Origin of the sequence: Photobacterium halotolerans DSM 18316 (genome assembly GCF_000425165.1) — a bacterium.
Lineage (GTDB): Bacteria > Pseudomonadota > Gammaproteobacteria > Enterobacterales > Vibrionaceae > Photobacterium > Photobacterium halotolerans.
The window spans coordinates 117,968-137,807 of the sequence record NZ_KE384323.1 but is presented as its reverse complement, the minus strand read 5'-3'; the positions used below and the strand labels follow the sequence as shown (position 1 = coordinate 137,807).

At 52.3% G+C, this 19,840-nt stretch carries 23 protein-coding genes; 8 read left to right on the top strand and 15 right to left on the bottom strand.

The window, feature by feature from the left end; genetic code table 11:
- Positions 1 to 68: 68 nt before the first annotated feature.
- The 3 genes from H511_RS0119835 to H511_RS0119825 all read right to left on the bottom strand — a co-directional run bounded on the left by H511_RS0119835 (position 69) and on the right by H511_RS0119825 (position 2,057).
- The gene (locus tag H511_RS0119835; RefSeq protein ID WP_036760085.1) at positions 69 to 974 is read right to left on the bottom strand and encodes a Dyp-type peroxidase; all 906 of its coding nucleotides are present in this window, start codon (positions 972 to 974) and stop codon (positions 69 to 71) included.
- A 223-nt stretch (positions 975 to 1,197) separates the two neighbouring features.
- Positions 1,198 to 1,593, bottom strand: coding sequence for a hypothetical protein (locus H511_RS0119830; protein WP_027253893.1), 396 nt, complete (start codon positions 1,591 to 1,593; stop codon positions 1,198 to 1,200).
- A 20-nt stretch (positions 1,594 to 1,613) separates the two neighbouring features.
- Complete coding sequence (locus H511_RS0119825; RefSeq protein WP_036760083.1) at positions 1,614 to 2,057, bottom strand: DUF2919 domain-containing protein; 444 nt, start codon at positions 2,055 to 2,057, stop codon at positions 1,614 to 1,616.
- Positions 2,058 to 2,447: 390 nt separating this feature from the next.
- Here H511_RS0119825 and H511_RS0119820 point away from each other — a divergent pair, with 390 nt between their 5' ends.
- Together H511_RS0119820 and H511_RS0119815 are read left to right on the top strand one after the other, a co-directional pair.
- Positions 2,448 to 2,789, top strand: coding sequence for a DUF2956 domain-containing protein (locus H511_RS0119820; RefSeq protein WP_036760080.1), 342 nt, complete (start codon positions 2,448 to 2,450; stop codon positions 2,787 to 2,789).
- Positions 2,790 to 2,871: 82 nt separating this feature from the next.
- On the top strand, positions 2,872 to 3,069 hold the full coding sequence (locus tag H511_RS0119815; RefSeq protein ID WP_027253890.1) for a hypothetical protein: 198 nt from the start codon (positions 2,872 to 2,874) through the stop codon (positions 3,067 to 3,069).
- Here H511_RS0119815 and H511_RS24530 read toward each other — a convergent pair.
- The 6 genes from H511_RS24530 to napF are packed head-to-tail and all read right to left on the bottom strand — an operon-like array spanning position 3,066 to position 7,601.
- Positions 3,066 to 3,203, bottom strand: coding sequence for a TIGR02808 family protein (locus H511_RS24530; protein ID WP_081669337.1), 138 nt, complete (start codon positions 3,201 to 3,203; stop codon positions 3,066 to 3,068). The two genes, H511_RS0119815 and H511_RS24530, sit on opposite strands and share 4 nt — an antisense overlap.
- 10 nt (positions 3,204 to 3,213) lie before the next feature.
- Positions 3,214 to 3,789: a NapC/NirT family cytochrome c gene (locus H511_RS0119805; RefSeq protein WP_027253889.1), complete on the bottom strand. Its 576-nt coding sequence runs from the start codon at positions 3,787 to 3,789 to the stop codon at positions 3,214 to 3,216.
- Positions 3,790 to 3,803: 14 nt separating this feature from the next.
- Positions 3,804 to 4,274 carry a nitrate reductase cytochrome c-type subunit gene (locus H511_RS0119800; protein ID WP_027253888.1) on the bottom strand — a complete coding sequence of 157 codons (471 nt, stop codon included), beginning with the start codon at positions 4,272 to 4,274 and terminating at the stop codon, positions 3,804 to 3,806.
- Between the two features lie 18 nt (positions 4,275 to 4,292).
- Entirely contained in the window at positions 4,293 to 6,779 is a 2,487-nt protein-coding gene (gene napA, locus H511_RS0119795; protein WP_027253887.1) for a periplasmic nitrate reductase subunit alpha, read from the bottom strand.
- On the bottom strand, positions 6,776 to 7,105 hold the full coding sequence (locus H511_RS0119790) for a chaperone NapD (RefSeq protein ID WP_081669336.1): 330 nt from the start codon (positions 7,103 to 7,105) through the stop codon (positions 6,776 to 6,778). Before H511_RS0119790 ends, napA begins: the two co-directional genes overlap by 4 nt.
- A 7-nt stretch (positions 7,106 to 7,112) precedes the next feature.
- Complete coding sequence (napF, locus tag H511_RS0119785) at positions 7,113 to 7,601, bottom strand: ferredoxin-type protein NapF (protein ID WP_027253885.1); 489 nt, start codon at positions 7,599 to 7,601, stop codon at positions 7,113 to 7,115.
- Positions 7,602 to 7,837: 236 nt separating this feature from the next.
- Between napF and narQ the strand changes: the two genes are divergently transcribed.
- The 6 genes from narQ to H511_RS0119755 all read left to right on the top strand — a co-directional run bounded on the left by narQ (position 7,838) and on the right by H511_RS0119755 (position 12,759).
- Entirely contained in the window at positions 7,838 to 9,589 is a 1,752-nt protein-coding gene (narQ, locus tag H511_RS0119780) for a nitrate/nitrite two-component system sensor histidine kinase NarQ (RefSeq protein WP_162144627.1), read from the top strand.
- Positions 9,582 to 10,217 (top strand): response regulator, encoded by a 636-nt coding sequence (locus H511_RS0119775; protein ID WP_036760077.1) that lies wholly within the window; start codon positions 9,582 to 9,584, stop codon positions 10,215 to 10,217. Before narQ ends, H511_RS0119775 begins: the two co-directional genes overlap by 8 nt.
- Before the next feature lie 108 nt (positions 10,218 to 10,325).
- Positions 10,326 to 10,673: an ArsC family reductase gene (locus H511_RS0119770; protein ID WP_027253882.1), complete on the top strand. Its 348-nt coding sequence runs from the start codon at positions 10,326 to 10,328 to the stop codon at positions 10,671 to 10,673.
- Positions 10,674 to 10,722: 49 nt separating this feature from the next.
- Entirely contained in the window at positions 10,723 to 11,856 is a 1,134-nt protein-coding gene (gene dapE / locus H511_RS0119765) for a succinyl-diaminopimelate desuccinylase (protein ID WP_027253881.1), read from the top strand.
- Complete coding sequence (locus H511_RS0119760; protein ID WP_155804962.1) at positions 11,853 to 12,542, top strand: M15 family metallopeptidase; 690 nt, start codon at positions 11,853 to 11,855, stop codon at positions 12,540 to 12,542. The genes dapE and H511_RS0119760 overlap by 4 nt, the downstream gene beginning before the upstream one ends.
- A 1-nt stretch (position 12,543) precedes the next feature.
- Positions 12,544 to 12,759, top strand: coding sequence for a DUF2897 family protein (locus tag H511_RS0119755; protein ID WP_027253879.1), 216 nt, complete (start codon positions 12,544 to 12,546; stop codon positions 12,757 to 12,759).
- Between the two features lie 48 nt (positions 12,760 to 12,807).
- On the opposite strand, the gene H511_RS0119750 is transcribed toward H511_RS0119755, so the two are convergent.
- The 6 genes from H511_RS0119750 to H511_RS0119725 form a co-directional block, all read right to left on the bottom strand.
- A complete protein-coding gene (locus tag H511_RS0119750) occupies positions 12,808 to 14,064 on the bottom strand; it encodes a glutamate-5-semialdehyde dehydrogenase (protein WP_027253878.1) in 1,257 nt (418 codons plus the stop codon).
- A gap of 86 nt (positions 14,065 to 14,150) precedes the next feature.
- A complete protein-coding gene (gene proB, locus H511_RS0119745; RefSeq protein WP_027253877.1) occupies positions 14,151 to 15,248 on the bottom strand; it encodes a glutamate 5-kinase in 1,098 nt (365 codons plus the stop codon).
- Between the two features lie 181 nt (positions 15,249 to 15,429).
- The gene (gene crl / locus H511_RS0119740; protein ID WP_027253876.1) at positions 15,430 to 15,834 is read right to left on the bottom strand and encodes a sigma factor-binding protein Crl; all 405 of its coding nucleotides are present in this window, start codon (positions 15,832 to 15,834) and stop codon (positions 15,430 to 15,432) included.
- A 136-nt stretch (positions 15,835 to 15,970) separates the two neighbouring features.
- Positions 15,971 to 17,227 (bottom strand): esterase FrsA, encoded by a 1,257-nt coding sequence (gene frsA, locus H511_RS0119735; protein WP_027253875.1) that lies wholly within the window; start codon positions 17,225 to 17,227, stop codon positions 15,971 to 15,973.
- A 165-nt stretch (positions 17,228 to 17,392) separates the two neighbouring features.
- The gene (gene gpt, locus H511_RS0119730; RefSeq protein WP_027253874.1) at positions 17,393 to 17,851 is read right to left on the bottom strand and encodes a xanthine phosphoribosyltransferase; all 459 of its coding nucleotides are present in this window, start codon (positions 17,849 to 17,851) and stop codon (positions 17,393 to 17,395) included.
- Positions 17,852 to 17,902: 51 nt separating this feature from the next.
- The gene (locus H511_RS0119725) at positions 17,903 to 19,192 is read right to left on the bottom strand and encodes an NCS2 family permease (protein WP_027253873.1); all 1,290 of its coding nucleotides are present in this window, start codon (positions 19,190 to 19,192) and stop codon (positions 17,903 to 17,905) included.
- Between the last annotated feature and the right edge of the window lie 648 nt (positions 19,193 to 19,840).

Genomic DNA, 19,840 nt, shown 5'->3' with positions numbered 1-19,840 from the left:
TAGTCGGTATGCGTTAATAAAAACGCCGCCTGAAAAGGCGGCGTTTTTGCATCAGCGGATGATGAGGATTATCCCTGCAGCTGCATCAGCATTTCTGCCGAAGGTACAAAGAAGTAAGCGCCTGTGACCGCTTTGGTAAAGTCCAGCAATTTATCCGTCTGCCCGTCTTTTTCGCCGTACATACTGTCGAGCATTTCGCGGAAGTTGCGTTGCTGCGCACAGTAGGCAATAAACAACAAGCCGTGCTCACCGCTCACTGTGCCGTAGGGCAAGCTATGACGCACAATTTTCAGCCCTTTACCTGCTTCTTTCAGATCCACCCTGCCCACGTGTGAGTCAGCCGGAACGTCATCCAACTCAATCGAGTCTGGTTTAGTGCGGCCGATTATTTTTTCCTGCTGAGCAACATGCACAGCATGCCAGGCAGGTAAATTATGGACAAAGCGCTGGACCATCACGAAGCTACCTCCTGCGAATGGCCCTTCAGGAATAATAGCCACCTCTTGTCTGGCGGCCTGTTTCTTCGGATTTTCTGTACCATCGATAAAGCCGGTCAGATCGCGGGCGTCCAGATACCGGAAACCATTGGTTTCATCGATTAATTCGACTTCCTGAGCAATGGGCTGCAGGAAGCTGCTCAGCAGGTGAAAATTCAGATCATGACGGTTAGAGTGAATATGAAGCAGTAAGTCACCGCCGGTGGAGGGGGCGGTAACATCCCCGCTTCCCAGCGGCGCAAATTCTTCAAAATCGTTGGGACAGCCTTTTTCAAATTGCTGCCAGAATGCTTTGCCGAAACCAAAGCTCAGACGAATACAGGCACTGACGTGCTGATGATTTAGCTTTTCTGCGACTTCAACGAGCCCCTGGCACTGACGAATAACCTTGTCTTTATTTCCTACCAGGTTAAACACACAGACCAAAGAATACGGACCCGCTTCAGGTAAAATGGCACTTTGTGGCGTCACATTCATTCTCCCAATGTTGCGTTTTTCTATACTCAGCTCTTGAATGCTGCAAACTGTCTGATGGCAGCATTCAGAATAAAAAGTATATTGTAATTGGCTCTGAGTTAAGCATATTGATCATGGACAGCCAAGTCAGAAAAAGGCGTATTGTCGACAAAATGTGGCAGAGAAAAAGCAAAAAGCGCCGAAAAGGCGCTTTTGTCACATAAAACCAGAAAACGTAAACACGCTAGGCTGACATCACTGCGACCTGAAGTTTAACCGACTGGTCATCTTCCTGGGCTGACTCAAATGAAGCTGGTGTATCCAGTCCGGTCGAAATTACCGGTGCCGCCAACACCCGCCAGGCGCCATCATCCAGTTGCTCCTGAATTTTAAAGGCAATCTTAACTTCTTCAGCGGACACTTCGAGCAACTCCGCGCTGCCGAGAAACTTGCGGCGCTGATCGCCGTCGGTAGTGCCGAAAATCACCGTTTCTTCACCCGGCAACAATTGCAATGAGGTGGCGACCGACTGGTGATACCCTGCACTTGACAATTCCAGGTTCACATTCAGTAACCAGTCTGCCATTGCCAGCGGGCTTAGCAAGGCACTAAACAGCACCCCTCTTCCCAAATCATTCATCTGACACTTTCTCCATGGGGCTAATTGGCAAATGTATGTCTGACTCGGGAACTTCGTACCAGATAAGCCATTAGCCAAATGGTTACCAGCAAAGTAACTGCTGCCGGCCAGCTAAAGGCGCCTCTTAACAATGTCAGTTGGTACACTTGCAATACTAAATCCAGCGCATATCCGGATAACAGAATAAACCTGCCATACCGCCATGCTCCGTTTATCATTTTGTTATTCTTATGACGCACTCCGCTCAGCCACATCAGAAACAAGGCAGGCAGACCAATCCCCATCAGAAAGTACAAATTCTCTGTGTGAGGATAAAATAACCGGAGCAGCTCAGCACCTTGTGCCCTGCTGACACCAGCCATGATAAACACTCCCCACCCTCTGGCACTGAACAGCATACTCAACCATAACAGGCTGGAAGGTTTTAGCAGACCATTGCTGTCATAAGCATCTAGTGAATACATGCAACTGGTGCCCAGAAACAGGGAAATCGTATTTATCTTTGCTGACAATAAATGATATGGATCAATTGGCAAAGGAACAGACATTCGTTCTGCGTTGTAACGCACGGATTAATTACTTAACCTGTAATCATGATCACGCTTTTACGTATATTTAACAAACAATGAAAAGTACTATGATTGCTTCTAAAGCAACACTTTCAGCATCACGATAATAAACAGTGGCTTTTCATTTACTTAACATCGGTTATGCACTAAAAACAGCGCTCGCCAGGTCATGTGGAACACCCTTAATTGTAGGAATATTCCTACAAAACCTGGCCTTTTACGCACAGCGACATTAACGGCATAAAATGCTATCAAATCGACGAATTTACCATTAACGGGATTGCAATGAACAAAACACCCCATTCACCCTCACCAGAAACGCAGGCAGAAGCAATGCAAATTGCCAGAGCAACACAAAAGCCAGGACAGACAAAAGAACAGACCAAGCTTATCGCGCAGGGTATTCAGAAGGGCATCGAACTCTATAAAAAGCAGCAAAAAGCCAAAGCACGTGAAAGGGATAAGCAACGTAAGAAGCAGCTAAAAGAAAAAACGACATCCAACCCCACAGATCCGGCTCAGTCAGAGCAGACTGAAGTGCAGACAGCCGCCTCACAGAGTCGGTTACCTTGGATACTACTGCTGTTATCCTGGGCAGGATTCATTGGCTGGCACTTTATTAAGTGATATGTAAATAGCTTACAAACGCACTTGATAACAATTAGCATTTGCATCTATACTTATCCGTAGATTTTCAAAGGATATATGTATGGGGCGGAATGTGTTTCGTATTATCTGTTTGCTTGGCTTGGCCTGCATTGCTGTACTTCACCTGGGTGAAATTTGGCTGACAGGCCACACACCTTTTGTCGCATTGCTGACTGACTGGCTGCCGCTTTATGCTGCCTGGCTGGCGGCTTTAATCATCAGCTACAAGCCGCCTGGCCAGGGAAATGGTTGCCACTAACGGCCTGGTTTGTCTTTCCCGATTGAAAGTATCCATAAAGACACTACAGCCACCATCAGAAAACCCGTTAAGATAATCACGGGCATGGCGGCATAGCCCAGCACATGCCAGATAATCGATTCCAGCGTACTCATCGCTTTCTCCTTATTGCCAGCCTTCAACATCTTTCATATCAGGCAGTCGGTGGGCTATCCCTTTGTGGCAATCCACACAGGTTTTATCTCCCGAAGCGAGCGCATCTGAGTGCTGCTTCACGGCACGTACCCCTTGTTCAGAGTAATCCATGTACTCAAATTGATGGCAGTTCCGGCATTCCTTGGAGTCGTTGTTTTTCATTCGGCTCCATTCGCGATGAGCAAGATGCCCCCGCCTTGCCTGAAACTTCTCCTCGGTGTTTATCGTCCCCATCGCAAACGCAAACAGCTCCTTGGATGCCTGAACTTTGCGGACAATCTTGTCTGTCCACTCATGAGGAACGTGGCAATCTGAACAAATCGCCCGTACACCCGAGCGGTTTGAGTAATGAATGGTTTCACGTATCTCCTTCACTATGGGAGCATGACAGCCAGAACAGAAAGCCTCGGTATTCGTGGCCTCCATTCCTGTGTTAAATGCCCCCCAGAACAGTAAACCGCCCATAAAGCCCAAAAACAGCACCACACCTGCTGCCGCTTTACTCGGTGAGCTCAGACGACGCCAGAAGCGTTTAATGATATTCATAACCGGCTCCGTCGTTATTTCTCGTTCAGGGCATCAACCCGCTTGAACGTGTTATCCACCAAGGGGGACGCATCGGCCTGCGGCACATGGCACTGCAGACAGAAATAGCGGCTTGGCGATACATCTGACAGAACCTGACCCTGGCGCGGGGAACGGTAATGGGTCACGCTGATTTTGGTCGCCCCCATCTCGTTGGCGTATTTCCAGCTGTGACACGACAAGCACTTATTGGCATTGAGCGAGACTTCATAATTACGAATCGTGTGTGGGATCAACGGCGGCTGGTACACATAGTCGCTGTCAATCGGCTGACCGTCTTTCGGGTACTTTTTCCAGCTTTCGCCGGGAAAAGTATCTTTGATTTCAGTCTGGCCGCGTAACGAATGCAGACCACCGTTTCCGCCCACCAGCTCCTCGTCAGCGGCATGCGCCCCCCCAAAGGCAAGCAGTAAGATCATCAACCCGCCGGCAATGTTTTTATTCATCTTCATGTGTCGACTCCATTACACCTTGGTGATCTTGATTGGGCATTTTTTATAGTCTGTCTGTTTGGACAGCGGATCTGTGGCATCCAGCACCAGCTTGTTGATCAGCACCCTGGCATCAAAGAAAGGTACAAAGACCAGTCCGACAGGCGGTCTGTTACGGCCGCGGGTATCTACCCGGCAGCGCACTTCTCCGCGGCGCGAGGTCAGCAGCACTTGATCGCCCCGGCGCAGATTACGCTTTTGCGCGTCATCAGGATGGATGTAGCACACCGCATCCGGCACGGCTTTGTACAGCTCAGGCACCCGGCGAGTCATGGTGCCGGTATGCCAGTGTTCCAGCACCCGGCCGGTACACAGCCACATGTCATATTCTTCATCCGGCACTTCCGGCGGCTGCTCGTAAGGCGCAAAGATAATATTGGCTTTGCCGTCTGGCTGACCGTAAAAATAGAACCCTTTACCAGCCGGCACATAAGGATCAGACCCTTCGGCATAACGCCAGCGTGTTTCCTTACCCTCTACGACCGGCCAGCGTAAACCACGGGCTTTGTGGTAATCATCATAAGGGGCCAAGTCATGGCCATGGCCGCGGCCAAAGCTGGCATACTCTTCAAACAGCCCTTTCTGAACGTAATACCCCTGCGCTTTGGCATCATCATTGAGCGCCTGCGCTTCCTCGAGCGGGAACTGATCGACCTGGCCATTGCGAAACAGCACATCGTACATCGTCTTGCCTTTGTACTCCGGCATACTATTGAGCAAAGCCTCATCCCACACCTCTTCCATTGTGAAGCGTTTGCTAAATTCCATGATCTGCCACAGATCCGATTTGGCTTCACCCGGCGCGGCAACCTGCTGATACCACGCCTGAGTGCGTCGTTCCGCGTTGCCGTAAGCGCCCTCTTTTTCAACCCACATGGCGGTTGGCAGTACCAGATCCGCAGACTGAGCCGTGGCTGTCGGATACGGATCTGAGCACACAATAAAGTTGTCCGGATTACGGTAGCCCGGCAGACGCTCTTTGTTGATATTCGGACCCGCCTGCATGTTGTTGTTACACATCACCCAATAGGCATTGAGGACGCCATCGTGCAACATACGGTCCTGCTGTACCGCATGAAACCCAGGTTTAGGCGGAATAGTACCGTCAGGCAGCTTCCAGATTTTTTCTGCCGTTGCACGGTGCTGGGGGTTGGTCACCACCAGATCCGCCGGCAGGCGGTGTGCAAAGGTCCCCACTTCACGGGCGGTGCCGCAAGCCGATGGCTGCCCGGTCAGGGAAAACGGGCTGTTGCCGGGCTGGGAAATTTTCCCGGTCAGCAGGTGGATGTTGTATACCAGGTTATTCATCCAGACACCGCGGGTGTGCTGGTTCATGCCCATGGTCCAGAGCGACATCACTTTGGTGTCCGGATCGGCATAATACCTGGCGAGCTCGAGCAGCTTGTCTTTTTCTACACCGGACATTTCAACGGTTTTTTCCAGCGTGTATTCAGACACAGATTTTTTGTACTCCTCGAACGTCATGTCATGCATGACGCCTGAGTTAGGATGCGCCGCCGCTTTCTGCAATGGATCATCATCGCGCAGACCATAGCCGATATCGGTATCGGCGCGTTTGAAATGGGTATGCTTATTGACGAAGTCCCAGTTCACCGCATCATTTTCAATGATGTAGTTGGCAATGAAGTTGGCGATCGCCAGGTCAGTCTGCGGATGGAAGATCATCCCGTTGTCCGCCAGCTCAAATGAGCGGTGGTAATAGGTCGATAACACGTTGACCTTGACATGAGGGTGACTGAGCCGGCGGTCAGTAATGCGCGTCCACAATATGGGGTGCATCTCGGCCATATTCGAGCCCCAGAGCACAAACGCATCGGCATGCTCAAAATCATCGTAACAGCCCATGGGCTCATCCATATTGAACGCCCGCATAAAGCCCACCACGGCCGACGCCATACAGTGCCGGGCATTGGGATCAATATTGTTGGAGCGGAACCCGGCCTTCATCATCTTGGAGGCGGCATAGCCTTCCATCACAGTCCACTGGCCGGAGCCGAACATACCGACACTGGTGGGCCCTTTGGCTTTCAGCGCCGCTTTCCATTTTTCGGCCATGATGTCGAACGCCTGATCCCAGCTCACCGGCTGAAAGTCCCCTTCCTTGTGATACTGGCCGTCCTTCATCCGCAGCAAGGGCGTAGTCAGGCGGTCGGCACCGTACATTATCTTGGACAGGAAATAGCCCTTGATGCAGTTCAGACCCCGGTTCACTTCTGCTTCCGGGTCAGCCTGAGTCGCTATCACCCTGCCCGCCTGCGTTCCCACCAGCACCGAGCAGCCGGTACCACAAAAGCGGCAGGGGGCTTTATCCCAGTGAATTTTGGTTTCATCCGAACTTACAATCAGATTGGTCGCCGATGCAGGCAGAGTGATCCCTGCCACGGCCGCAGCCGAGGCTGCCGCGTTTGCTTTGACAAACGCCCGTCTGGTCATTTTCATGGTGTGTCCTCAAAGTCAGATCCCTGCTGCTCAACCTGGTGAAATACCAGAAAAGTCGTCAGCACATGTTCAAATGCATTGATAGTGTCAATAATGTCGGTCACTTTGCTGTGGTTTGGCGTCTCCAGTACCACAACCAGTTTGCCGACCGGGCTTTCTCCGTACACTTCGGCCTGTGGCAGCGCATTAATCTGTGCCTTTACCTGCGCAAGCCCTTCTGGTTTGACATGCACCACCAGACTGGAAATATGCACTTCTTCAGACGTAAATGAAGGTCCGGCCGATACCGCTGGACCTGAGTGACAAGGTGCACTTCGTTGCTTCATAAGCGTGTTATTCCACTTTAGTGACAGACTGAATCTGAATAGCCTGAGTTGGGCAGACGGACAGGCAGGCACCGCAGCCGGTGCAATCTGCGTCACTGATTACCGGCTGAGCGACCTTTCCTGGCTGCAAAGCAAAGCGTATGGCCGAGGGTTCGCACTCGTCACCACACGTCCGGCAGTCCACCCCTTGTTTGGCCAGGCAGGCTGATGAGAAGGTGATACTGACCTGCCAGGGCAGTTCTTGGCGGGGACGGAATAACGGCTCCGGGCACGCCTGTGCACACTGGTAACAGAAGGTGCATTCGCCGCGCTGAAAATCGACCTGGGGAAAGCCACCATCACCTTGTACTATGATGTCGGTCTCACAAGCACTCAGGCAGGCCTGACAACGCGTACACTGATCCGTGAACGCCTGATCGTTAATCATCCAGGGTAATCGTGGCGCCTGCAGCGCACTGTCTCGCCGCAGCCAGAATCGTCGTGCCAAATCAGCCATATTTATTACCCATTGCTTCCAATGCCTAAAAGGCAATACATTCAGTGATAAACAGTCAAAGTATAGACACAGTTTAGATATGGTTATTCGTCTCGTAACATACCCCTAAGGAGGTAATTCGGGCCTAAGCTTGTTTGAGATCAAGAAAGCACAACGCTTAACTTCACAAAATGCACAGCATCAGCGAAAACAGTCTTATTGAAATGGAAAGCCTCCCCCCCTTAGCAGGAGAACGTGTGCCCAAACGTCCGGATTTATCCCCCTCAAACACTCTGCCAAAGGCTGGCCTGCTGGCCGGCAGTGTCACGGGAACGGTGGCCAGAGTCATGCTGGCAATTGTGTTGCTTTCCCTGCTGACAACAGGCGCAACGATGTTTGCCGTCAATGCCAGCCGCTATGACGCTGAGGTCGTCAATCTGGCGGGGTCGCTGCGCATGCAGAGCTACCGGCTGGCATTCCAGCTGGCAGAAAAAGGTCAGGCGGATGCACAGGATATCGCCCAGTTCGGCCAGACGCTGGCGACCCCCGCGATGACCTCCCTGCTCGGGCTGACCACCCCGGAAGATCTGACCCAAAGCTACCAGGCCATACTGGACGACTGGCGGCGCATCAGCCCGGAGCTGACCGGTCGGCACCCTGATTTTTTCATCCGTCAGGTGCCCGAATTTGTCGACCGGATCGATCACTTCGTCTATGAATTACAAGCGTTTTCAAAGCAAAAACTGCAATTCATGGCCATCATTGCCGGGCTGGGTCTGGGGCTGATACTGCTGCTGGCGTTATTTGCGATTCAGTACAGCCGGCGGTTTATTGTGCCACCGCTGCATAACCTGCTCATCGCCAGTCAGCAGGTACAGTCTCGCAATTTTGCCGTTCGGGTACAGGAAGACTGCCAGAATGAACTGGGCACCCTGGCTAAAGCGTTCAATCAGATGGCTGAAGAACTGGGGCAAAGTTATCAGGCGCTTGAGCGCACCGTCGAAGAGAAAACGCGTCGGCTGCAGGAAGCCAACAACGCACTGAAAACCCTGTATGACTGCGCACAGTTATTATCCATGAACCGCATTCAGGCCAGACACTTCAATCAGGTACTCGATCGGCTGATTCAGCTGGAAGGCTTCGCCGCTATCAGGCTGGTCGTAGAAGAAGGGCAAGGTATACGGACGGAATTTCAGGCCGGGGAGCCGGCAGAGAATCAGTCCTGGCATCATCATGCGCTGAAGCAGGAGAACCAGCACCTGGGTACGCTTTGGTGGCAGCATACCTTGCCGTGTCCGGACCCGGCACTGATCATCAGTGTCGGTCACCTGCTGAGCCGCGCCCTCTTCGCCCATCAGATCCAGGTCCAGAACGAGCAATTGCTGCTGATGGAAGAAAGGGCCACCATTGCCCGGGAATTGCATGACTCTCTGGCTCAGGCGTTGTCTTATCTGAAAATTCAGCTCACCCTGCTCAAGCGACAGCTGGCCACATCTCCGGCATCCGCCCATGGTGTGATTGATGATATTGACCATGGCCTGTCGCAGGCCTATCGCCAGCTGCGCGAATTGCTCAACACCTTTCGCCTGTCAGTCAAACCCGGCAAGCTGAGCGATGCCCTGAACGACATGCTGAGCGTGCTGCGTAATCAAACCAATGCCACTATCTTGCTTCATAATCAGCTGCCCTCAATCCAATTGACCGCATCGCAGCATATTCACCTGCTCCACCTGACCAGAGAAGCGGTCATCAATGCCATTAAGCACGCCAGAGCAAACACGATAACCGTTGATTGTCTTCAGCAGGGAAACCATGTCCTGGTTGAAATTGCCGATGATGGTCAGGGATTCAATCCGGATCACACTAAGGCTGCCCATTACGGCCTGTCTATCATGAATGAACGCGCCGAGAGCCTCGGCGGCCAGCTGACCATTACCAGCGCGCCGGGCAAAGGTTGCCTGGTTCAACTGAAATTTGCGTTACAGACACAGGATAATAACCATGAGTAACACGCCGGCCTACCGGGTTTTAATTGTAGATGACCACCCTTTGATGCGTCGCGGTCTCGGCCAGTTACTGGAACTGGAAACCGGTTTTGAGCTGGTCGGTGAAGCCAGTAACGGCTATCAGGCTCTGGATGCCGCCAGCGAGCACGAACCGGATCTGATTTTACTGGATCTCAATATGAAAGGGCTCTCCGGGTTAGATACCCTGCGTGCGCTGCGTGAACAGGACAGCCAGGCGATCGTCGTCATCCTGACCGTGTCCGATAACCCCAGTGACATTCGCGCACTGATCAAAGCCGGTGCAGACGGCTATCTGCTCAAAGATACTGAACCCGAGCAACTGCTGGCATTACTGCATCAGGCCGTTGCCGGCCAGCAGGTATTCAGTCATCAAATCAGTCAGTATCTGGCAGACAGCGCCAACACCGGCGATCCGCTCAATGACCTGACCGGCCGAGAGAAAGAAATCCTCCATCTGGTCGCCCAGGGGAAACGCAACAAAGATATAGCGGTCCAGCTGTTCATTTCAGAAGCGACAGTAAAAGTGCATATCAAAAGCCTGCTGAAAAAGCTGGACGTCGGCTCCCGTACCGCGGCCACCGTCATCTACCTGCAAACACAGGACAGATAGCCCTCATCCCGGACTTCAATCAGGGTTTGCCATTGCGAACCCTGCTCATTCCCGTTATAAAAGGGGCTTGTTTTATTATTCCTGCCAGACAGAAAAACAGGGTAGATTATGAGCACCATCGCCTACGGGATCAAAAACTGCGATACCATCAAGAAAATGAAAAAGTGGCTGGATGAGCAAGGCATCGAGTACCGTTTTCATGATTACCGTACTGACGGTCTGGATCGCAGCCTCCTTGAAGCCTTTGAAGCCGAACTGGGTTGGGAAGCCTTGCTCAACAAACGGGGCACCACTTTCCGCCAGCTGAGTGACGAGCAGAAAAATACCCTCAACCGTGACAGCGCACTCACGCTGATGCTGGAACAGCCGGCCATGATCAAACGCCCGTTACTGGTGCACAACCAGAGTTACCATCTGGGTTTCAAACCGGATCAGTATCAGGCCATTTTCGCTTAACGTTCGAAATCACATTAATTAACTACGCAATATTAAGAAGGAAACACGGATGTCAGACAGCCCAGTCATCGCCCTGGCCAAAGACCTTATCAGCCGACAATCAGTTACCCCGGCAGATGCCGGATGTCAGGATGTCATGATTGCCCGACTGGAAAAACTGGGCTTCAGGATTGAGACCATGGTATTTGAAGATACCACCAACTTTTGGGCGCGCCGTGGCACAGAAGCACCTTTGTTTGTGTTTGCCGGTCACACTGACGTCGTGCCCGCCGGACCGGAAACGCAATGGCACACGCCGCCGTTTGAACCCACAGTCATAGACGGTTACCTGCACGGCCGTGGCGCCGCCGATATGAAAGGGTCGCTGGCCTGCATGGTAGTTGCCATTGAACGTTTTGTGGCTGACAATCCGGATCACAAAGGCTCTATCGCCCTGCTGATCACATCGGATGAAGAAGGCCCGTTCATCAATGGTACGACGCGGGTGGTAGATACGCTTGAAGCGCGGCAGGAAAAAATCGACATGTGTATTGTCGGTGAACCGTCCAGCACCCATGAAGTCGGCGATGTGGTGAAAAACGGCCGCCGCGGCTCCATCACGGGCGATCTGATCGTCAAAGGCGTCCAGGGGCATGTTGCCTACCCTCATCTGGCCGATAACCCGGTTCACAAAGCCATGCCGGCTTTAGCCGAGCTCTCCGCCACCATTTGGGACAACGGCAACGACTACTTCCCGCCGACCAGTTTTCAGATTGCCAATGTCGCAGCAGGCACAGGGGCATCCAATGTGATCCCCGGTGAATTCCACGTTCAGTTCAATTTCCGGTTCAGTACTGAGCTGACAGTGGATGATATCAAGCGCAAAGTCCATTCGGTACTGGATGCCCACGGCCTTGACTATGATCTGATCTGGACCTTCAGCGGCCATCCTTTCCTGACCGACGAAGGCACCTTGCTGGAAGCTGTGGTCAGCGCAATTGAAGAAGTGAACCATAAACGTCCTGAGCTGCTGACCACAGGCGGAACCTCGGATGGCCGTTTTATTGCCCGCACCGGGGCACAGGTGGTGGAACTGGGGCCGGTCAATGCCACCATTCACAAAGTCAACGAATGCGTGAAGATCGCCGATCTGGAAAAGCTCACTGATATGTACCAGAAAGTGATGGAAAAAGCCCTGGCATGACACTCAGTCAAAGCACACTGACGCTGGAGCAACTCACAGGACTGGATGAAAGCCATCTCTGTGAGTATCAGCAGCGCCTGATCCATCAGGATGTTCACGGTGCGCTGGCCGCCTTGCAACAGGCGGCCGCTGACGCCGGGTTTGCGCTGACGATTGCCAGCGCCTTTCGCTCCTTTGAGCGCCAGATGCTGATCTGGAATAACAAGTTCAACGGCGTGCGCCCGATACTGGACAGCTGCAGCCAGCCGCTGGATACGACCTGTCTGAGCGAGCTGGATAAGATCCGGGCGATTTTACGCTGGTCGGCCCTGCCCGGCGCCAGCCGCCATCATTGGGGGACGGATCTGGATATCTATGCCAGCAACTGCCTGCCGCAAGGCACCCAGTTACAGTTAGAGCCCTGGGAATACCAAGAAGGCGGACATCAGGCTGCTTTCAACACCTGGCTGACGGACAATATGCGCCGTTTTGGTTTTTACCGGCCCTATGCCGTTGATTTAGGTGGTGTCGCTGTCGAGCCCTGGCATATCAGCTATTTTCCTGTCAGCCAGCTTCTTCGGGAGCAGCTAACGCCAAGCCAGCTTGCCACTGTCATAGGCGATCAACCTGTTGCAGGAAAATCGCATATTCTGGCAAACCTTGATACGCTTTATAGTAAGTACATCAACAACATCTGTGAGGTCTGAGATGGAATGGCTGCTCAATCCCTGGGTTATCTCTATCATCATTGTGAGTGTGGTGGTCAGCAATATTGTCGCCATTAAATACACGGCCAATATGAAATTTGGCCGCCACGACAAAACCCAGGAGCTGTTGCGAAAACAGCAGGAAGTCGAAAACCTGAAGCATCAACAGCCCCAGGACGATGCAGCAGATCAGGACGATACAACAGACAAAAAATAACCGGTTGCTCACAACCGGTTATTTTGCTTATTCAGTGTTGCCTTGGCATCAGCTGCGGCACAGATAATCCGCCTGCCCGACCCACTTGTAGCTTGTCAGTTCTTCCAGCCCCATAGGGCCACGCGCATGCAGTTTCTGGGTAGACACCGCGACCTCAGCGCCCAGTCCGAACTGTGCGCCATCGGTAAACCGGGTTGAAGCGTTGACATACACAGCAGCAGAACCTGCAGCATTGATGAAACGCTCGGCCGACATCAGATCATTGGTCAGAATGGCATCGGAATGGCTGGCATTGTGATCCTGCATATGACGGATAGCCGCTTCGACATCAGGTACCAGTTTCACCCCCAGGGTATAACTCAGCCACTCGGTATCAAAGTCCCCTTCCTGCGCCTCGCGCAGCTTATCGGCCTGACCTTGCAGTATCTCCAGCGCCTTACCTTCAGCGACCAGCGTCACTTTGTTCTGATTCATGCGCTCTGCCAGTGCAGGCAGAAAACCGGCCGCCACCGCGTCATGGACCAGCAGTGTATCCAGCGCATTACAGGCGGACGGACGCTGCACTTTGGCGTTTTCCACCACATCCAGCGCGCGCGCCAAATCGGCAGACTGATCGACAAAGGCATGGCTGATACCAAAGCCGCCGATAATCACAGGAATGGTGCTCTTTTCTTTACACATTTTGTGCAGACCGGCACCACCACGGGGAATGATCATGTCGACATACTGATCCATGGTCAGCAGCTCAGAGACCAGCTCGCGATCCGGTTTGGCAATATACTGCACCGATGCGCCAGGCAGCCCTGCTTTTTCCATCGCCTGTTGAATAACACTGACCAGCGCCATATTGGAGTGGAAGGTTTCCCGTCCCCCGCGCAAAATGCTGGCGTTACCGGTTTTCAGGCACAGCGCTGCGATATCAATCGTTACGTTCGGACGGGCTTCATAAATCACGCCCACTACACCCAAAGGAACGCGACGGCGGCTCAGGCGCATACCATTTTCCAGTACACGCGAATCCAGCTCGGCACCAACGGGATCCGGCAAACCAATCACATTGCGCACATCACCGGCGATAGCCGCGAGACGCGATGCATTCAGCATCAGCCGATCCAGCAACGCCTCAGACATGCCGCTTTCGCGCGCCGCAGCCAGATCTTTGTCGTTGGCTGCCAGAATCTCTGCCTGACGGGCTTCGAGTTCATCAGCGATAAACGCCAGCGCCTGATTTTTCCGCGCAGTCGCTGTCGTTGCCAGTGTAAAAGCAGCCTGTCTGGCTGCCTGTCCCATTGCTTGCAATTCCACCCTGTTCCCCTTTGTCGGTCTGTCTCTGCCAAGTCAATTCAACCCAAGCTATCTGAACAAGCTTGGGGTTGATTATCTGTTGCTGGTTATATCAGTACCAGATCATCCCTGTGCACGGCAACCGGCCCGTATTCATAACCCAGTACCTTATGGATATCCTGGCTGTGTTTACCGGCGATTTTCGCAATATCCAGGCTTGAATAGCGGCTAATGCCGCGGGCCAGTAAAATGCCATCGGCACTGTAAATGCGGGCCACTTCGCCCCGCTCAAACTCGCCTTTCACCGCAGTAATGCCTTTCGCCAGCAAGCTGCTGCCGCGCTGTGTCACGGCCATGGCCGCCCCGGCGTCGACAACGATATCCCCGGCAGGAGGAGGACCGGCCAGAATCCAGCGCTTACGGCTTTCCAGCGGCGATTCCAGCGGCAGGAAATGCGTGCCCAGTTGCTCGCCCTTCACTATACCGGCAATCACTTCCGGTCTGCTGCCCGCGGCAATAATCACTTCAATCCCTGCCCGGCGGGCTACATCAGCCGCCTGCAGTTTTGTCGCCATACCGCCTGTGCCTAATCCACCGACACTGCCACCGGCCAGCTTGCGCAGGGTTTCATCAATGGTATGTACTTCACGTATCAGTTCCGCATCCGGGTTGCTGCGCGGATCGGCAGTAAACAGTCCGGGCTGGTCGGTCAGCAGCAACAGCTTGTCCGCACCGGCCAGAATGCCAACCAGCGCAGAGAGGTTGTCGTTATCACCGACTTTAATTTCAGTCGTTGCCACGGCATCATTTTCATTCACGACAGGAATAATCCCGTGCTCCAGCAAGGCCAGCAGCATATCCCGGGCATTGAGGTAACGCTCCCTGTCATTAAGATCAGCGCGGGTTAACAGCATCTGCCCCACATGCAGGCCATAAATACTGAAGAGCTGTTCCCACTCCTGAATTAAACGGCTCTGCCCTACGGCTGCCAGTAACTGCTTGCTCGCCATGGTTTTCGGCAGTTCCGGGTAACCCAGATGCTCACGACCTGCAGCGATGGCACCGGAAGTCACAATAATTACCTGATGCCCCTGCTGTCGCAAATGAGCACATTGACGAACCAGTTCAACCATATGGGCCCGGTCCAGCTTGAGGGTGCCGCCAGTCAGCACACTGGTCCCCAGTTTCACCACTATGGTCTGCATTGCAACTTTCTCTGTATGGTGAGCACTTTGCTCACTGGCGTGTTTTTTGTGATTGTCTGCCATGAAGATTCAAAAAGGATGCGGATGAATGGCATTTGTTTTATCAACCCCGACCGTAAAGCACAAGAAAAATGCGCCGTCACCGGCGCATTTTCTGTTTTTTCAGGGTTTAATACTAAAATCAGGCTGAAACGGATAAAGTCGGTGCTGACAGATCTGAGGCCGGGCTCAGCGTCAGCGAGTATTCCTGCTCAAGCAGAGTGATCAGCTTCTGGTAAAAATCATCCAGCGTCTGCTGAACCGGCTCAAGGTGCTTGGCCGGCACTTTATCTTCCAGCCAGTCGCCATTGATGTCATAACGCCCGAAATAATAGCGGTACTGATAGCCGGCCTCTGTTTCCACCATTTCCAGCCACCAGCCCCAGAATTCACGTTCTTCCGGTGCTTTCTTGGCATTAATGCAACTGGCAAGACAATCGAAGAAAAAATGCCCTTCGGATGAGTGCTGCTGGCGAAGATACGGGCCAAGCGCAGTCAGCTTGGTCATCAGGCGGCCATGAGGAGGAAAAATGACTTGTGTTGGCATAGCATGTCCATCCTTAGTCGGAGTTCAAAAAAAGCGCAACTTTCTGAAAATATCCCTTGTTGGAATGACCATTTAACGCACAAGGTCAATGAAATGGCAACATATTATTTACATCCTCGGACCAGACAAAGCAACCTTACAGTGTGTCCTTCAACCAGTCGACCACCGTGCTCATCACTCTGTGGTAACCATCGTGCAAAGGGGCGGCAGGCACAGTCACCGCTTTCCCGCCCCGGCTTGATAAGGCAATCAGCTGGTTGTCTGTCTCAGGGCAAACAGGATCATCTTTTAAACTGACCCCCAGCATAGGGATCTCCACTTTACGGCGGGCGAGCAACCCCTGCTGCTTGAGCGACCAGGCGCTCATATGCGAAACCTGGCTTGCTTTAGACACCCAGTTTTTCCCCATCCGTGAAGCAAACATGTCCAGATACATTCTGGGCATACTGTTCAGCAACTTAGGCTGGCTCAGTAATCCATGAATGATGCCACCAATGCTGATGCTGGTTTTCAGCCGGCTAGGTTCCAGAAACCCCAGCCGGATAGCAGCATTGCCGCCAAAGCGTATCCCCAGCATCGCGACCCTGTTATGGTCCACCCAGGGCACATCACGCACCTGTTGCAGCAATGCCTGGTGAAGACGGCTGGTGTCTTCGGTTAATGGCCAGGCCGCACTGTGGCCGACCGATGGCATGTCCAGTGTGATCATTGCAAAACCGGCAGGGCCGAGGTAATCCTGATACAAAGGCCACAGCTCAGTCTGCAAGGTATCCAGCCCCCCACTGACAATCACGGTCGGCAACAACTTATCGGTACAAGGCAAGTGAATAAAAGCCTGAAACGTTTTGCCCTGATAGGAAACATCAATCGTTTTCACCTGGTGCGGCATCAGTTCGGTGGCATCTTTGTAGGTCAGGGTCGCCTGAAGCTCCGCCTGCGCGGCCAGCTCATCCCCCTTCAGGTGCGGATAGGCGGCGATCCCGTAATGAGTACTCGCTTTAAGCAGCAGCTTAGCGGCCTGCTCTTTGTCGCCTTTATCCAGGCACTCGCGGCTTAAACGCTGGTATTTACTGCCGAGCTGCGACCATTCATAGACCCAGTTGCCAGGCTTGTAGCCGATCACTGTATCCAGCAGATCATCATTGGTACGTTGTGCTTCGGCACTGGCAATTTTGGCAAAGACGCTTTCCATTTCAATAGGATCAACGCCTTGCCAGATCCATTGCGGACGTCGCAGAACCCGGTACCAGCCGCTTTCACTGTCCCCGTCGAGCGCGTTATGAACTTCTTGGGATGAAGTATGGGCCAGCTTAACCAGACTCGAGGTTTCTTTGGTCGTTTGACGAGGAGCAAACAATTTTTCAGACAAGTTTACCTTAGAAGGCTCAGACACAATTGACTCCTGCATTTGTCGGTTCAGAACCTGCTACCGCCACCCCAGCGATAACATTGAATCTGGCTATATTGTATATGTTTTCTCAGCCATTACCCCAAACGACAGGCACAAAAAAGGAGCCTGTTCGCTCCTTTTTGAAAAAATGCCGGGTGACTGTTTTACTTAGCGCTTGGCAATAGGATCGACAAAGGTCACAGCCATATCCCAGGGTTGCTCAATCCAGGTATCCTGAGCAATATCGACAACATAATCATCAACCAGATGTTTACCGGCAGGTTTGGCGCATACTGTGACAAATTTTGCTTTCGGGTACATCGCACGGATCATTTCAGCCGTACCGCCGGTATCCACCAGATCGTCCACCACGATAAAGCCGTCACCATCACCCTCTGCTTTTTTCAGTACTTTCATATCACGCTGATGATCGTGGTCATAGCTTGAAATACAGACTGTATCAACATGACGAATACCCAGTTCACGCGCAAGAATAGCAGCCGGTACCAGACCGCCACGGCTCACAGCGATAATGCCTTTCCACTGCTCAGCCGGCAGCAGCTTCTCAGCCAGCTGACGTGTGTAGCTCTGCATGTTGTCCCAGGTGATGACGAACTTATTACTCATATCCGATGAACCTCTAAATCAGCGAATAACAACCGCTGGTCGATAAACAAATTATAAAAAGATGATTTTAGCTGCAAACAGTGCGGCAATAACCCAAACGCTGATGTTCACCTCGCGTCCTTTGCCACTGAGCAATTTCACTGCAGCATAGGTGATAAAGCCCAGAGCTATACCTTCAGCGATAGAATATGTTAGCGGCATTAGCAGGCAAACCACAACTACAGGTGCTGCTTCTGTTAAGTCACGCCAGTCAATACCCACCAGACCTGACATCATCAGAATGGCCACGTAAAACAGCGCCCCCGCCGTTGCGTACGCAGGCACCATGCCAGCCAGTGGCGAGAAGAAAAGAGCCAGCAGGAAAAGCACACCGACAGTCACTGCGGTCAGGCCGGTACGGCCACCGGCAGCGACACCCGCCACGCTTTCAACATAGGAGGTGGTGTTGGATGTGCCCAGCAAAGCACCCACAGAGGTTGCGGTGCTGTCTGCCAGCAGCGCACGACTCAGCCGCGGTAACTTACCGTCTTTATCCACCATATCGGCTTTGGTTGCCACACCAACCAGGGTGCCGGCAGTGTCAAACAAGTCCACGAACAGGAAGGCAAAAACAATCGACACCAGACCCACATCCAAGGCACCACTAAAGTCCAGTTGCATGAACGTAGGCGCTATGCTTGGCGGCGCGGAAACAATCCCGTTGTACTGGATGTCGCCAAACAGAATCCCCAGGCCCGTTACGATCAAAATCGCCAGCAGTACGGCGGCTTTCAATCCACGGTGTACCAGCGCAATTGTCAGCACGAAACCCAGTGATGCCATTACGGCAGAAAAGCTTGTCAAATCACCAACATGTACCAGAGTCGCAGGATTATCGACGACGATACCGGCACTTTGCAGCGCGATAAAGGCCAGGAATAATCCGATTCCCGCCGTAATACCAATCCGGAGAGACATAGGTATGGCATTGATCAGCCATTCCCGTACTTTGAGCAGGCTCAGGGCAATAAAACACAGGCCAGAGAAGAAAACCGCCGCCAGCGCTACCTGCCAGGTATGCCCCATGCCCAGCACAACGGAATAAGTAAAGAAAGCATTCAAGCCCATACCAGGCGCCTGAGCAACCGGGTAATTGGCCACCAGGCCCATCACAAAGCAACCTATCATGGCTGCCAGACAGGTCGCCACAAAGACGGCACCTTTATCCATCCCCGTGGCCGACAACATAGACGGATTCACAAAGATAATATATGCCATCGTCAGGAAGGTCGTCGCCCCCGCCAGCACTTCAGTACGAACGTCCGTACCGTTTTCACTCAACTTAAACAGTTTCTCAAGCATTGCTCTCTGGTCCTTGGAGAAAAGTGTTTGCTACCTCTGAAACGCAAAAAAGTATTACCGCAAATAGTAAACGATTGCGTCACAGTAATTTTGGGGGGCGATTATAGGCTTATCAGTAGTAAATTACCAGACTGGTCAGAAATATCCGCCAGTGTCAGATATATGGCCAATTTTGAGTCAACCCGTTTCCATACTCCGAAAAAAACAAATAAAAATCATGAAGTTAAACAAACGCCCTCATGGGTGATTTTTGAGCGATTATATTTTTCACAGCAAAAGCAAACGCTTAATCATATCTAAAGAGTGAAATCTTTACTCTGTTTGGCAGGGTGTAATCGAATACATTCCTTTTCGCAGCATTATCGTCAAAAATGCCGGGTGAAAACAAAATGCGTGAAGCGGAAGATAAAAAAAACGCCACCCTTTCCCGGGTGGCGGCAAAACTAAGTTATCGGGTCTCTGTCGGCAGCAAACACTGCGGCAGAGCAACCATCTGGTCAGTCTTGAAAGTTAGGGGGGTGAACATCTGTTCGCAACGCTAGGTTGCAGGCACACAGGGGGAGATGTGCCATGAGCAATTCAAATATCAGTAACCAAAAGATCGCGGGTAGCTGAACGCACCACTGAAAACGCCTTTATTGTTCCAAA